The organism is Agromyces italicus DSM 16388 (assembly GCF_000421545.1).
GTDB classification, from domain to species: Bacteria; Actinomycetota; Actinomycetes; order Actinomycetales; family Microbacteriaceae; genus Agromyces; species Agromyces italicus.
This window is the reverse complement of record NZ_ATXF01000007.1, coordinates 330,051-343,807: the sequence shown is the minus strand read 5'-3', so window position 1 is coordinate 343,807 and position 13,757 is coordinate 330,051. Positions and strand designations below refer to the sequence as shown.

Below are 13,757 nucleotides of genomic sequence, written 5' to 3'. Positions count from 1 at the left end.
GGCGGCGGTAGCCCGTACTCAACCTGCGGTCGCGTCGCCCTCGACGAGCTCGAGCACGAGCGGGAGCGGCCCGTACCCGTCGGGGAGCGCGAAATGCCCAGCGCCCGGCACGATGATCGGCACGATGCCGTACAGCTCGGCGAAGGAGGGCGAACCGGTCGGGCTGACGCGGTCGTCGTCGCTCGTGACCAGGACCGGTGGCTCGAAGCTCGCCGCAGCGAGCGCGGACGCCCGGTCGACCGTGCCGCCGTCGCGCACCCCGCCCGACGCCTCGCCCAGGAAACCCGAGATGACCGGCTGGGAGGCGAGGAACGCGTCCGACGGTGGTGCCACGAGCACGACCCGGGCCGCGGCGGGCTCGCCGATGCCGAGCTCCGCGCGCGCCTGCGCGAACGCCGCCCACAAGGCGCCGCCGAGGCTGTGTGCCACGACCGTCAGCGACTCGGTGCGGGTCGCCGCGAGTTCGCGCTCGAGCGCTTCGAGCCACGCCGCCGGGTCCGGCGCATCGGCGTCGGGCAGCTGCGGATACCGCACCCGGTGTCCGCGCGCGGCGAGTTCTCCGGCGAGCCAACGCTGCCAGTGCCCCTCCGGGCGGTGGTTCTGCCAGCCGTGCAGGATGAGTACGTCTCCCATGGCATCCTCCTCGTCCGGCCGCGGTCGGCCGGTCGGGCACCATTCAAGCGGGTTCGCTCGGTACGACGCATCTCTCCCGTCATGTTCACGTCATCGCGCCGACACGTTCGGCGTCCTCCCGTAACCCGAGCGTCACACGCGCCGCGTAGCGTGGGCGTACGATCGTGGCAGCGAGGGGAGGTCGCACATTGGCAGAGTCACCGGCACCGGCGCTCGAGCGTCTCCGTCAAGACGCACGCGACGAGCTCTCCGCGCTCATCGAGCTGCGCTGCCGACTCGGTGAAGACCCCTGGGAGTTCCTGCCAGAACTCCCCTCAGTCGACGAGCAGGTCGTCGCGACGCTTCGTGAAGACCGCCTCCGCTCGGAGCAGTGGGCACCGGCGCGTTCGCGCGCCTACCACCCCGCCGCGCGTCAGGGCGAAGCCGCCCGGTTCGAGTTCGACCTCCTGCGCGGCATCGCGCTGGAGCATCCCGAGCTGAGCGCCGCCGTCTGGTCGGTGCTCGACCGGGTGCCCGCCGCCTGGTGAAGGCGCCCCGGGTGCCGACCGTCGGCCTTCAGGCCGGGCCCGCGAGCGATTCGGCGCGTCGCCGCTGCACGCGCATCCACGTGAAGAAACCGAGCAGCGTGAACGCGCCGTAGAACACGTACATCAGGGCGGAGGCGTAGTACCCGGCCGAGACGAGCAGCGGAACGCCGACGAAGTCGACGGCGACCCAGATGAGCCAGAACTCCGTCCACCCCTTCGCCATGCCCCAGGTCGCGAGGAGCGACCCCATGAAGATCCACGCGTCGGCCCACACCGGCTCGAACGAGCCGAGCGCGCGGAAGACCGGGGTGAGCAGGAGTGTGCCGCCCATGAGGAGCCCCGCGAGCAGCAGCCGTTCGCGCCCGCTCGCCCAGCGCGGGTCGACCGCCGACGCGCCCGCCGCCGCGTTGCGGTGCCGCGACCACTGCACCCAGCCGAAGATCGAGACGCAGATGAACATCAGCTGGCGCCCCGCCTGGCCGAGCAGGTTGACGGGATTGGGGGTGTCGAAGACCGCGCCGAGGAAGACGGTGAACAGCAGCGCGTTGCCGATGATGCCGACCGGCCACGCCCACACCTTGCGCCGCAGCCCGCCGAGCGCGCTCGCGAGGCCGAACAGGTTGCCGACGATCTCGCGCCAGAGGATCACCTGGTCGCCGATGACGAGCTGGGCGTCGAAGAGCCACTCGATCGGGTTCACCGCTCGGCCGATGCGCCGTTCGTCTCGGCCTCCGCCGCCGTCTCGCGAGCGAGCCGCCGACGAGCACGGAGCCCTTCGATCGCCCGCCATCCGAGCAGGAAGACCGCGAGCGTCACCGTGGCGACCAGCACGAAGGCGAGGGCGATGCCCTGGCCGGAGGCCGCTCGGAGGGCCAGACCGCCCGCGACGGTCACGGCCCACACGACGACCCCCGTGGGCCAGAGCGCGAGCGGGCGTCGCCACGCGAGCGAGACGAGCCAGCCCACCACGAGTGCCGCGAGGAACGGCCATCCGGTCTGCCAGACGCCGGCGAGGTCGACGCCCTCGGCGTGACTGCGGCGGCCGATCACCACGAACAGCACGACGAGCACCGCATCGACGAAGAAGGCGGCCACGGCACCGGAGGAGGTCGGCTGCACCGATGTGGGCGAGCCTGCGGGCGGCGGGGCGCTCTGGCGAATCACCCCTCAATCGTAGAGCCCGACGGCGCGGTCGCCCGCGCCGCCGGGCTCATCCTGACGCGGTGCGGGGTCAGAGCACCTTCGAGAGGAAGGCGCGGGTTCGCTGATGCTGCGGGTTCGACAGCACCTCGCGCGGATCACCCGACTCGACGACGACGCCGCCGTCCATGAAGACGAGCGTGTCGGCGACCTCGCGGGCGAAGCCCATCTCGTGCGTCACGACGATCATCGTCATGCCGCTCTTCGCGAGCCCCTTCATGACCTCGAGCACCTCGCCGACGAGCTCGGGGTCGAGCGCCGAAGTCGGCTCGTCGAAGAGCATGAGCTTCGGCTCCATCGCGAGCGCCCTGGCGATCGCGACGCGCTGCTGCTGCCCGCCCGAGAGCTGCGAGGGGTAGTAGTCGCTGCGGTCGGCGAGGCCGACCCGGGCGAGCAGTTCGAGCGCACGCGCCTTGACCTGCCCCTTCGGCTGGCCCTTCTTCAGCAGCGTCGGCGCGAGCATCACATTCTCGACGGCCGTCATGTGCGGGAAGAGATTGAAGCGCTGGAACACCATGCCGATGTCGCGGCGCTGCTTGGCGGCGTCCTTCGGGTGCAGCTCGTAGATCTTGTCGCCGTGCTGGCGATAGCCGACGAGCGAGCCGTCGACCGACAGGCGACCGGCGCTCACCGTCTCGAGGTGGTTGATGCAGCGCAGGAAGGTCGACTTGCCCGAGCCCGAGGGGCCCACGAGGCAGAGCACCTCGCCGCGCTTCACCTCGAGCGAGATCGAGCGCAGCACGGTGTTCGAACCGAACGCCTTCGAGACGGCTTCGGCCTTCACCATGGGGGTTTCTGCGGCGTTCATGCGCCTCCTCCCGGACGGTTCGAGGGCGGCACGGCGCCCGGCAGTTCGCCGGGCTCGACGGCGGCCGTCGCACTGGTCGCGACGGTCGGCCTCTGCGGGGCGGGGCGCTGGTCGACGCCCTTCGCGAAGTGCTTCTCGAGGTAGTACTGGCCGACCATCAGGATCGAGGTGATCGCGAGGTACCAGATCGAGGCGACGATCAGCATCGGCACCGGCTGGTAGGTCTTCGCCGCGATGTCGCTCGTGCGCGTGAACAGCTCGAGCGAGAACGGCACCGCGGTGACGAGCGAGGTCGTCTTCAGCATCGAGATGACCTCGTTGCCCGTCGGCGGGATGATCACGCGCATCGCCTGGGGCAGGATGACCCGGCTCATCGTGTGCCACCAGCCGAGACCGAGGGCGGTGGCCGCCTCGTCTTGGCCCTTGTCGACGGCCAGCAGGCCGGCGCGCACGATCTCGGCCATGTACGCCGCCTCGTTCAGCGCGAGGCCGATGACGGCGAGGAAGAAGTAGCTGAACAGCTCGCCCGTGTCGAACGAGACCCACGGTTCGGTGAACGGGATGCCGACATCGATCGTCTTGTAGATGACGCCGATCAGCCCCCAGAACACCAGCTGCACGTACACCGGAGTGCCACGGAAGAGCCAGAGGTACGCCCACGCGACCGACTTCACGACCGGGTTCGGCGAGAGTCGCATCACGGCGAGCACGACGCCGAGCAGGATCGCGATGACCATCGAGTAGATCGTCAGTTGCAGCGTGTAGCCGGCGGCCTCGATGACGCGCACGTCGAAGAGGTACTTGCCCACCTCGGGCCAGTTGTAGACCGGCCGGTTGACGGCCGCATCGATGATGAACAGCACGGCGATCGCGGCGAGCACGATCGCGAGCACCATGCGCCACGGGTGACGCAGCTTGATCGCCTTGATGGCCTCGGGCGGGGTCTCGGCTCCGGCGCCGGCCGGCGGGGTCTCCGACCCCGCCGGCCGGGAAGGCATGTCGGACATGACTGGGCTGGCCTACCGGATCAGTTGGTGGCGCCGTTGATGACGGCCTCGTCGACCGCACCCGACTCGATGCCGGCCGCCGTGAGGATCTCGAGGTAGGTGCCGTCGTCGATGAGCGACTGCAGTGCGGCCTGCACGGCCTTCGTCATGTCGCTGCCCTTCTCGGTCGCGAAGCCGTACGGGGCGGCGTCGAACATCTCGCCGACGGTCTCGAGCTGACCCTCGAGCTTCGAGACCGCGTCGCCGGTCACGGGCAGGTCGGCCGAGAACGCGTCGGCCTTGCCGTTGACGACCGCCGTCGTGACCTCGGGCTGGCCGTCGAACGGCAGGATCTCGATGGCCGGGTCACCCGCGTCGAGGCACTCCTGGTTGCGGGCGGGCAGCTCATCGGTGTGCTGGATGGTGCCGGCCTGCACCGCGACGGTCTTGCCGCAGGCGGTGTCGGGCGTGATGTCGCTGCCCGCGGGAGCGGCCCACAGGCTGCCGGCGTTCAGGAAGTCGACGAAGTCGACCGAGGCCTGCCGCTCCACCGTGTCGGTGAACGACGACGAACCCATGTCGAGCGCGCTCTCCTGGATGCGGGGGATGATGCTGTCGAAGCTCAGGATCTCCCATTCGGGCTCGAGGCCGAGCTTGGCCGAGACGGCCTCGGCGAGTTCGACGCCCCAGCCCGTGGGGTTGCCTGCGTCGTCCTTGTACTCGTTCGGCGGGTACTCCGCGTCGGTGCCGATGCGCAGCACGCCCGAGTCCTTGACCTCGGCGGGCAGCAGGGCGACCGCGGCGTCGTCGGCCGCGATCGCGGTCGTGGTGGTCTCGTCGCCACCGGGGGAACCGCCCTCGCTCTCGGCATTGTTGACGCAGCCCGTGAAGAGCAGGGCTGCCGCGGAGGCGATGGCGGCCGGCAGGAGAAGTCGGCGGATGTTCATGGTGATACCTCTGTCGTCACGCGATCATGGGGACAAGACGGCGGAGCGAAATCGCAGCGGCTCCGTCGCCGTACCGAGAGCCTAAACCAAGGCGGCCGCACGCCTGCATCCCTGCGGATCACGATTCGGCGGCGATTGGATTCGCCCCTTCCCCGCCCGCGGGACGCAAGATTCCGCTCTTTCAGCGCGCATCGTCGCACGGCGTACGGCGCTCGATAGGCTGGGCGCACCGTGGGAAGCTACTCCGAACTGCTGAAGACCTCGGGCGTCGCACGCATCATCGCCGCCCAGCTCACGGCGCGCTTCCCGTTCGGGATGCTCTCGCTCGCCTTCCTCCTCCACGTCGAGCAGCAGACGGGCTCGTACGGCGCGGCCGGCCTCGTGCTGGCGGCAACCTCGATCGGACAGGCCATCGCCGGCCCGTTCACGAGCCGGCTCATGGGCCGATTCGGCATGCGCCCCGTGCTCATCCTGACCCTCGTGATCTGCGTCACCGGGGTGGTCGCGATCGCCGTGCTGCCGCTCACCGTCCCCCTCTACATGGCGATCGGCTTCGTCGCGGGGCTCGCGACCCCGCCGGTGCAGCCGGCCGTGCGCACGATCTATCCGAAGATGGTGAACTCCCGCCAGCTCACTCCGCTGTTCTCCCTCGACGCCTCGGCGCAGGAGATCATCTGGGTCGTCGGCCCGGTCGTCACCACCTTCGTCTCGACGCAGATCGGCACCGTCTGGGGCATCCTGCTCGCCGCCGCGCTGATGGTCGTCGGCGGCGCCTGGTTCATCGCCTCGCCCGAGCTCGGGCGAGTGCGCATCCCGCGCTCCAGGCGCAGGCTCGGCGTGGTGCTGACCAGGCCGCCCGTGCTCCTCGCCACCGTCGTCGGCTTCCTCCTCATCGGGGCGTGCGCCGCGATCGAGGCCGGCGTCGTCGCGGTGTTCGGTCACGACGGCGCCGAGGCCGGCATCGTGCTCGCGATCTTCTCGGTCGGCTCGCTCGCGGGCGGGCTCTTCCTCGGCCACGTGCCGATCGGCCCGTGGTCGACGGCTCGCCGCATGTTCATCGTGTTCGCGGGCACGGCCCTCGCCGCGTTCGTCATGGACTTCTGGTGGCTCTCGGTCACCCTGTTCATCGCGGGCATCGGCATCGCCCCCGCGCTCGCCGTGCTCTTCGCGATCGTCTCGTCGAGCGTGAAGTTCTCCGACACCGCCGAGGCCTACGGCTGGGTCGGCACCGGGCAGCTCATCGGCGCCGCACTCGGCTCGGCGCTCGCCGGGTTCCTGATCGACGGCCACGGCGCCCAGGGCGCGTTCTGGGCGGCGACCGGGCTCGCGCTGCTCGGCTTCCTCGTTCCTGCCCTCGCCCGGCGATGGCACCCCGATCTCCGCGGCCGCGACGCGAGCCCCATCCCCGACACCGAACCCGTACCGCTGCAACCGAGCTAGAGAACGGCAGATGTCACGCAACCTCGATCCCGCTCCGCTGATGCCGCTCGCCGACGGCGGAGTCATCCCCCAGCTCGGCTACGGCCTCTACAAGGTGCCGCCCGCCGATGCGACGAGGCTCTGCCTCGAGGCGATCGACGTCGGCTACCGCCACCTCGACACTGCGGCCTTCTACGGCAACGAGCGCGAGGTCGGCGAAGCGGTGCGGGCCGCGCCGGTGCCGCGCGACGAGCTGTTCGTCACGAGCAAGGTCTGGAAGGACGACAACGGCTACGACGAAGCCCTCCGCGCCTTCGACGCCTCGATCGCGCGCCTCGGTCTCGAGCAGCTCGATCTCCTCCTCATCCACTGGCCGGTGCCGTCGACCGACCGCTACGCCGACACCTGGCGCGCGCTCGTGAGGCTCCGCGACGAGCGCCGGGTGCGCTCCATCGGTGTCGCGAACTTCCATGCCCACCACCTCGAGCGCATCATCGGCGAGACCGGAGTCGCCCCCGTCGTCAACCAGGTCGAGCTGCACCCCTGGCTGCCGCAGGCCGAGCTGCGCGCCTTCGACCTCGCTCACGGCATCCTCACCGAGGCGTGGTCCCCGCTCGCGCGCGGGCGGGTGCTCGACGACCCGGTGCTCGACGAGCTCGCCGCCCGACACGGTCGCACGCCGGCGCAGATCGTGCTGCGCTGGCACGTGCAACTCGGCAACGTCGTCATCCCGAAGGCGTCCTCGCCGGGCCGCATCCGCGAGAACCTCGACGTCTTCGACTTCGAGCTGCGCCTCGGCGACCTCGCCGAGATCGCCGCGCTCGAGAGCGGAGCGCGCACCGGCCGCGACCCCGACGACGACTGATCCGCCCTCGTCGATCACGGCCCGGTCACGGAGAGGTCACGGCCTGGTCACGGGTGAAATGCGATCGTGACCCGACTCTCAGCGGACATCCAGACGTCGGCTCCGGCTCCGGTCCTAGCCTGACCGCATGAGACCGATCGCACCCGTGGCCGCGGCCGCCGCACTCACCGTTCTGCTCCTCGCCGGATGCTCGATGGGCGGCGAGAATTCGAGCTACGAACCCGCGATGCCGGCGCCCGCGGAGGGCGGCGAGTCCGGGCGGTCCGCCGACGAGGCGATCGCCGACGGCGACGGCACGACGGCGACCCAGAGCGTCATCACGACGGGCCGCATGTCGATCACCGTCGATGACCCGCTCGCCTCGGCCGAGGACGCCGCCGACCTCGCCCGAGACGCGGGCGGGCGGGTCGAGAGCCGCAGCGAGCAGCCCGGTTCGGGCTCGACGTCGCCGAGGGCCGAGCTCGTGCTCCGGGTACCGGCCGACGAGCTCGACGCCGTCGTCGACGAGCTCCGCGAGTTCGGCGACGTCAACGGCGTCACGATGAACGAATCGGATGTCACCGCGGAGCGGAAGGATCTCGACGCGAGGATCGAGGCGCTCGGCGCCTCCGTCGACCGACTCGAACAGTTGCTCGCGCAGGCCACGACGATCACCGACCTCATCGCGATCGAGTCGGAGCTGACCACCAGGCAGGCCGAGCTCGACAGCCTCACCCAGCAGCGCGACTGGCTCGCCGACCAGGTCGACTACTCCACGCTGACGGTCGAGCTGATCACGATCGAGACGGCTCCCGACACCGCCCCCGACGACTTCTGGAGCGGGCTCGCGGCCGGGTGGGCCGCGCTCACCGGGTTCGCGGCGGCGCTCGGCGTCGCGATCGGCGTGCTGCTGCCGTGGGTCGCCGTGCTGCTCGTGCTGGCGGCGATCGTCGTGCTCGTCGTCGTGCTCTCGACCCGCGGTCGCCGACGGGCGACGCCCGCGCCGGCCGCTCCCCCGGCACCCGCGACCTCCACCCGACCCGGCGCAGCGCCTGAGGATCCGGACACCACGGAGCCCTCCCCCGAGGACGAGGGCCGGGCGTAGTCTGGCGACGTGAGCGCGACGACCGAGAATCCGACGCCCGAGTCCACGACGACTGCCTCCCCGACGCCCGAGTCCCTGCTCGGCGACGAGCTCCTCGAGCGGTTCCGGGCGAGGGCGGCCGAATCCGACCGCGACAACGCCTTCTTCGACGACGACCTCGCCGAGCTGCGCACGGCCGGCTACCTGACCGCGCTCGTCCCTGTCGAGTTCGGCGGCCTCGGCTGGTCGGCGCTCGACGTCGTGCGTGCGCAGCAGCGGCTCGCGGGCGCCGCGCCGGCGACGGCGCTCGCGGTGAACATGCACCTCGTGTGGACGGGCGTGGCGAAGGTGCTCCGCGACCGCGGCGACGACTCGCTCGAGTTCGTGCTGCGCGAGGCCGGCGCGGGCGAGATCTTCGGCTTCGGCATCAGCGAGGCCGGCAACGACCTCATGCTCTTCGGCTCGCGCTCGGCGGCCGAACCGCAGCCCGACGGCGGCTACCGCTACTCGGGGCGCAAGATCTTCACCTCGCTCTCGCCCGCGTGGACGAGGCTCGGCACGATGGGCCTCGACAGCACCTCGCCCGACGCCCCGAAGCTCGTCTACGGCTTCATCGACCGCGAGGACCCCGACGTCAGAGTCCTCGACGACTGGGACACGATGGGCATGCGCGCGAGCCAGAGCCGCACGACGGTGCTCGACGGCGCGTACGCCCCCGCCGATCGCATCGTGCGCCGCCTCGACCCGGGCCCGAACGCCGATCTGCTCGTGTTCGGCATCTTCGCGAACTTCGAGCTGCTGCTCGCCTCGGTGTACACCGGCATCGGCGCGCGTGCGCTCGAGCTCGCGGTCGCCGCGGCCCACCGGCGCACCTCGATGAAGCACGATGGCCGCCCGCTCGCGCACGACCCCGACATCCGATGGCGCGTCGCCGACGCCGCGCTCGCCTACGACGCCGTGCCCCCGCAGCTCGAGGCGGTCGCGCGCGACCTCGACGGGCTCGTCGACCACGGCACCGCCTGGTTCCCGAAGCTGGTCGGGGTGAAGGTGCGTGCGACCGAGACCGCCAAGCACGTCGTCGACCAGGCGGTCAGGGTGGCCGGCGGATCGAGTTATTTCGCCGGGTCCGAACTCGGGCGGCTCTACCGCGACGTGCTCGCGGGCATCTTCCACCCCTCCGACGACGAGTCGGCTCACGCCACGGTCGCGAACGCCTGGCTCGGCCCCGTCCCCGACTGACCGCATTTGGCTAGACTTGCGGGGGCGGCGAACGTCGCCAGCGCACACTGGAGGTCGTTGTGAACGTCGTCGCCACCGTCATCGCCCTGGGACTCTTCGTCTTCGGCATGTGGGTCATGAGCATCGCCCCCGAGGTGGCCGGCTTCCAGGCGGCGACCTTCTTCTCGGGCATCCTCGCCGTCTCGCTCTCGCTCGCGATCCCGTTCCACCTCCTCGGCCGCGCCGACGACTGAGCACGCCGCGATGACGTTCCCGGCGCACGACACCCGCGTCACCTATCCCTCGGGCGCCCTCGTCGAGCGCGCGACGGTGCTCCACGTCGCACCCGCCGCCGCCGGCCGGGTCGCGGTCGTCACCGACGTCACATCGTTCCACCCGGTCGACGCGTCCTGGCCCGACCAACCGGCCGACAGCGGCACGATCACCCTCGCCGACGGTGCGTCACTGCCGGTGCGCGATGCGGTCGTCGCCGCGAGCGACGGCGAGGCGCTGCACCTCGGCGCCGACGTCCCCGTTCGCAAGGGCACCGAGGGCTGGGTCTACCTCGTCGCCCACCTCGTCGACGAGGGTTCGGCGATCGCCGAGGGCGACGAGGTCGAGATCACGGCGGATGCCGCGGCGCGCCGCGCCCTCTCCTCGGGGCACACGGCCTGCCACGCGGCATCCCTCGCCCTGAACCTCGCCCTCGAGGGCCGTTGGTCGAAGCCGGCGCGCACCGATACGCTCGGCCGGCCCGACTTCGACGGCATCGCGATCGCCTCGAGCCTGATCGAGCCGAACGGCTCGCTCGACCGCTATCGGCTGAACAAGTCGCTGCGCCGCGCCGGATTCGACGTCGCCGGCCTCGGCGACGAGCTCGATGCCCTCGCCCAGACGGTGTCGGCGACGGTCGGCCAATGGGTGGCCGCAGGTTCGCCCGTGCGCATCGACCGCGACGGCGACGCTCTCACCGATCGCCGGTACTGGGTCGCCGAGCTGCCGGGCGGCACCGCGTCGATCGCCTGCGGCGGCACCCACGTCGGCTCGCTGGCCGAACTGGGCTCCGTCGCCGTCGCCTTCGAGCTCGTCGACGACGGCGGCACGCCGGTGCTCGAGATGCGCACGCGCACCGGCGCCTGACCAGACCTCACCCCGGCATCCAGCACACCGGCGCCGAACGGCCGAAGCGCCGCCGAACGGGGTTACGATTGCCGACGTGGGTATTCGCATCGAGAAGGTCGATCTGCCCGGGATCGGCGTGCGTCACGACCTCGTGACCGAAGCCGGGCGCCGTATCAGCGTGGTCTCGCACCGCGACGGCGAGCGCGATCTCGGCGTCTTCGACATCGACGACCCCGACGCGTGCCGGGACTCGGTCGCGCTGAACGACGACGAGGCCGCGGCGCTCGCCGACGTGCTCGGCGCCTCGGTCATGCTGAGTCGCCTCACGAGCCTGTCGGACGAGACGGCGGGCCTCTACACCGAGCAGATCGCGCTGCCCACCGACTCCCCCTACCTCAACTCCACGCTGGGCGACACGAAGGCCCGCACTCGAACGCACGCCTCGATCGTGGCGATCGTGCGCGACGGTGCGGTGATCCCCTCCCCGACGCCCTCCGAATCCCTGCGCGCGGGCGACCTCATCGTCGTCGTCGGCACTCGCGAGGGGCTCGACGGCGTCTCGCGCCTGCTCGCCAACGGACCCGACTGACGCCGGGCCCGGTATGCATGAGACGACGCTCCTCCTCATCGAAGTCGGCGCGCTGCTTCTCGGCATGAGCCTGCTGGGGCGACTCGCCCTCCTCATCGGCCTGTCGCCGATCCCGCTCTACCTCCTGCTCGGACTCGCGTTCGGCGACGGCGGCATCTTCCCGTTCGATGCGAGCATCGAATTCCTCCAGACCGGCTCCGAGATCGGCGTCATCCTGCTGCTCGCGCTCCTCGGCCTCGAGTACACCGCGACCGAGCTCTTCGACAGCCTGAAATCGGCGCGCAAGCCGGGCATCGTCGACGGGCTGCTGAACGCGTTGCCCGGCGCGGGCCTCGCGCTCCTCCTCGGCTGGGGCCCGGTCGCCGCGGTGGCGCTCGCCGGCGTCACGTGGGTGTCCTCGTCGGGCGTGATCGCGAAGCTCCTGCGCGACCTCGGGCGCCTCTCGAACCGCGAGACGCCCGCCATCCTCGGCGTGCTCGTCATCGAGGACCTCGCGATGGCGTTCTACCTGCCGGTGCTCTCGGCGATCGTCGTCGGCGTGAGCCTCTGGCAGGGCGCCATCGCCGTGGCGGTCGCCGTCGCGGTCGTCGCGGTGATCCTCTACATCGCGCTCCGGCACGGGCACCTCGTGTCCAAGCTCTTCCCGGCCGACCACGCCGAGCCGCTGCTGCTCGGCGTGCTCGGGCTCACGATGCTCGTCGCCGGTCTCGCGCAGGAGGTCTCGGTGTCGGCCGCCGTCGGCGCGTTCCTCGTCGGCATCGCGCTCTCGGGGCGGGTGGCGGCGAACGCGAGCCAGGTTCTGACGCCGCTCCGCGACCTGTTCGCGGCCACGTTCTTCGTCTTCTTCGGGCTCACGACCGACTCGTCGGCGCTCTGGTCGATGCTGCTGCCGGCGCTCCTGCTCGCCGCGATCACCATCGTGACGAAGCTCCTCACCGGCGCCTACGCGGCGCGGCGGGCGGGGGTCGGCACGCTCGGCCAGTGGCGCGCGGGCTTCTCGCTCGCCCCGCGCGGCGAGTTCTCGATCGTCATCGCCGGGCTCGCGGTGAGTGCCGGCGTCGAGCCCGCGATCGCGCCGCTCGCCACGTCGTACGTGCTCATCACGATCATCGCGGGCACCTTCCTGACCCGGCTTCCGGATGCCACGTGGTTCCGCGCGGCCGTGCGCGCCCGGCAGCAGCGCGCACGGCTCTCGGCATAGGGCGGCTGCGGCGCCCCGTCTATTCGCCCGGGCCGGCGTTCGCCGCGGCGTCGGCGCGGTCGGCCCGTGCGAGCGCCGCGGCGTCGTCGAGCTCGGCGTCGGCGGCATCGGCGGCGGCGAGCAGCTCGCGCACGCGCGGCACGACCTCGCTGCCGTAGCGCTCGATGCTCCCCATCATGGCCTCGTGCGGCAGGGTGCCGTTCGAGTACTTGAGGTCGAAACGCACGGCGCCGATCGTGCGCACCGCGCTCGCGATCTTGCGTGCGACGGTCTCGGGCGAGCCGGCGTAGAGTGCGCCGTGCTCCGAGGCCTCGGCCTCGAAGTGCTCGCGGGTGACGGCACCCCAGCCGCGCTCGCGGCCGATGCGGTCGACGATGACCCGGTAGTGGGGCCAGAGCGTGTCGAGCGCGGCCTCGTCGGTGTCGGCGATGAAGCCGGGCGAGTGGATGGCCACCGGCTGCGCCGGCTTGCCGAACTGCGCGAGCGCCTTGCGGTAGAGCTCGGCGAGTGGGGCGAAGCGCGCCGGGCTGCCGCCGATGATCGCGAGCACGAGCGGCAGGCCGTAGTGCGCGGCGCGCACGACCGACTCGGGGCTGCCGCCGACGCCGACCCACGTCTTCAGGTGTCCGTGCTCGACCGGCGGGTAGACGCGCTGATTCTCGAGCGGTGGGCGCAGTTCGCCTGCCCACGTCACCGGCTCCTGTTCGAGGAGTTCGGCGAAGAGGTTGAGCTTCTCCTCGAAGAGCTCCTGGTACTGGCTGAGTTCGAAGCCGAACAGCGGGAACGACTCGATGAACGAGCCGCGCCCGAGGATGACCTCCGCGCGCCCTCCCGAGAGCCCGTCGAGCGTGGCGAAGCGCTGGAACACGCGCACCGGGTCGTCGGAGCTCAGCACCGTCACGGCCGAGCCGAGGTGGATCCGCTCGGTGCGCCCGGCGATCGCGCCGAGGACGACCTCGGGGGCGGAGACGGCGAACTCGTGCCGGTGATGTTCGCCGATGCCGAAGAAGTCGAGTCCGAGCCGGTCGGCGAGCACCGCCTCCTCGACGACGTTCCGCAGCACCTGGGCGTGCGGCAGCACGGTGCCGTCGGGGGCGGCCGTGACATCCCCGAAGGTGTCGAGTCCGAATTCGTAGCGCTCGGTCATGCCGGCCCTTCTCTCCGCGTCTGCATGCGTAT

General features: G+C 71.3%; 16 protein-coding genes. 9 read left to right on the top strand and 7 right to left on the bottom strand.

Features of this window, described 5'->3' with window-relative positions; translation table 11 throughout:
* Positions 1 to 18 precede the first annotated feature (18 nt).
* Complete coding sequence (locus H516_RS0112030) at positions 19 to 633, bottom strand: RBBP9/YdeN family alpha/beta hydrolase (RefSeq protein WP_022889963.1); 615 nt, start codon at positions 631 to 633, stop codon at positions 19 to 21.
* Positions 634 to 821: 188 nt separating this feature from the next.
* Here H516_RS0112030 and H516_RS0112025 point away from each other — a divergent pair, with 188 nt between their 5' ends.
* Positions 822 to 1,160, top strand: coding sequence for a hypothetical protein (locus H516_RS0112025; protein WP_022889962.1), 339 nt, complete (start codon positions 822 to 824; stop codon positions 1,158 to 1,160).
* Positions 1,161 to 1,188: 28 nt separating this feature from the next.
* Here H516_RS0112025 and pnuC read toward each other — a convergent pair whose 3' ends face one another.
* The 5 genes from pnuC to H516_RS0112000 all read right to left on the bottom strand — a co-directional run bounded on the left by pnuC (position 1,189) and on the right by H516_RS0112000 (position 5,101).
* Entirely contained in the window at positions 1,189 to 1,860 is a 672-nt protein-coding gene (gene pnuC / locus H516_RS19870; RefSeq protein WP_022889961.1) for a nicotinamide riboside transporter PnuC, read from the bottom strand.
* Positions 1,857 to 2,324 carry a DUF3054 domain-containing protein gene (locus H516_RS19865; protein WP_245561803.1) on the bottom strand — a complete coding sequence of 156 codons (468 nt, stop codon included), beginning with the start codon at positions 2,322 to 2,324 and terminating at the stop codon, positions 1,857 to 1,859. Before H516_RS19865 ends, pnuC begins: the two co-directional genes overlap by 4 nt.
* Positions 2,325 to 2,391: 67 nt before the next feature.
* Positions 2,392 to 3,168 carry an amino acid ABC transporter ATP-binding protein gene (locus H516_RS0112010; RefSeq protein WP_022889959.1) on the bottom strand — a complete coding sequence of 259 codons (777 nt, stop codon included), beginning with the start codon at positions 3,166 to 3,168 and terminating at the stop codon, positions 2,392 to 2,394.
* Positions 3,165 to 4,175, bottom strand: coding sequence for an amino acid ABC transporter permease (locus H516_RS0112005; protein WP_022889958.1), 1,011 nt, complete (start codon positions 4,173 to 4,175; stop codon positions 3,165 to 3,167). Before H516_RS0112005 ends, H516_RS0112010 begins: the two co-directional genes overlap by 4 nt.
* Before the next feature lie 20 nt (positions 4,176 to 4,195).
* Positions 4,196 to 5,101 carry an ABC transporter substrate-binding protein gene (locus H516_RS0112000; RefSeq protein ID WP_022889957.1) on the bottom strand — a complete coding sequence of 302 codons (906 nt, stop codon included), beginning with the start codon at positions 5,099 to 5,101 and terminating at the stop codon, positions 4,196 to 4,198.
* 231 nt (positions 5,102 to 5,332) lie between these two features.
* On the opposite strand from H516_RS0112000, the gene H516_RS0111995 reads away from it, so the two are divergent.
* The 8 genes from H516_RS0111995 (at position 5,333) to H516_RS0111960 (ending at position 12,578) form a co-directional block, all read left to right on the top strand.
* Positions 5,333 to 6,541, top strand: coding sequence for an MFS transporter (locus H516_RS0111995; protein ID WP_022889956.1), 1,209 nt, complete (start codon positions 5,333 to 5,335; stop codon positions 6,539 to 6,541).
* Positions 6,542 to 6,551: 10 nt separating this feature from the next.
* Positions 6,552 to 7,385 carry an aldo/keto reductase gene (locus tag H516_RS0111990; RefSeq protein WP_022889955.1) on the top strand — a complete coding sequence of 278 codons (834 nt, stop codon included), beginning with the start codon at positions 6,552 to 6,554 and terminating at the stop codon, positions 7,383 to 7,385.
* Between the two features lie 127 nt (positions 7,386 to 7,512).
* Entirely contained in the window at positions 7,513 to 8,469 is a 957-nt protein-coding gene (locus H516_RS19860; RefSeq protein ID WP_022889954.1) for a DUF4349 domain-containing protein, read from the top strand.
* A gap of 9 nt (positions 8,470 to 8,478) precedes the next feature.
* Positions 8,479 to 9,687, top strand: coding sequence for an acyl-CoA dehydrogenase family protein (locus H516_RS0111980; RefSeq protein ID WP_022889953.1), 1,209 nt, complete (start codon positions 8,479 to 8,481; stop codon positions 9,685 to 9,687).
* A gap of 59 nt (positions 9,688 to 9,746) precedes the next feature.
* The gene (locus H516_RS22170) at positions 9,747 to 9,920 is read left to right on the top strand and encodes a hypothetical protein (RefSeq protein WP_022889952.1); all 174 of its coding nucleotides are present in this window, start codon (positions 9,747 to 9,749) and stop codon (positions 9,918 to 9,920) included.
* A gap of 10 nt (positions 9,921 to 9,930) precedes the next feature.
* Positions 9,931 to 10,806, top strand: coding sequence for an alanyl-tRNA editing protein (locus H516_RS0111970; RefSeq protein WP_022889951.1), 876 nt, complete (start codon positions 9,931 to 9,933; stop codon positions 10,804 to 10,806).
* A 76-nt stretch (positions 10,807 to 10,882) separates the two neighbouring features.
* Entirely contained in the window at positions 10,883 to 11,377 is a 495-nt protein-coding gene (locus tag H516_RS0111965) for a cation:proton antiporter regulatory subunit (protein ID WP_022889950.1), read from the top strand.
* A 13-nt stretch (positions 11,378 to 11,390) separates the two neighbouring features.
* Positions 11,391 to 12,578, top strand: coding sequence for a cation:proton antiporter (locus H516_RS0111960; RefSeq protein WP_022889949.1), 1,188 nt, complete (start codon positions 11,391 to 11,393; stop codon positions 12,576 to 12,578).
* 19 nt (positions 12,579 to 12,597) lie between these two features.
* On the opposite strand, the gene H516_RS19855 is transcribed toward H516_RS0111960, so the two are convergent.
* Complete coding sequence (locus H516_RS19855) at positions 12,598 to 13,725, bottom strand: LLM class flavin-dependent oxidoreductase (RefSeq protein WP_022889948.1); 1,128 nt, start codon at positions 13,723 to 13,725, stop codon at positions 12,598 to 12,600.
* Positions 13,726 to 13,757 lie beyond the last annotated feature (32 nt).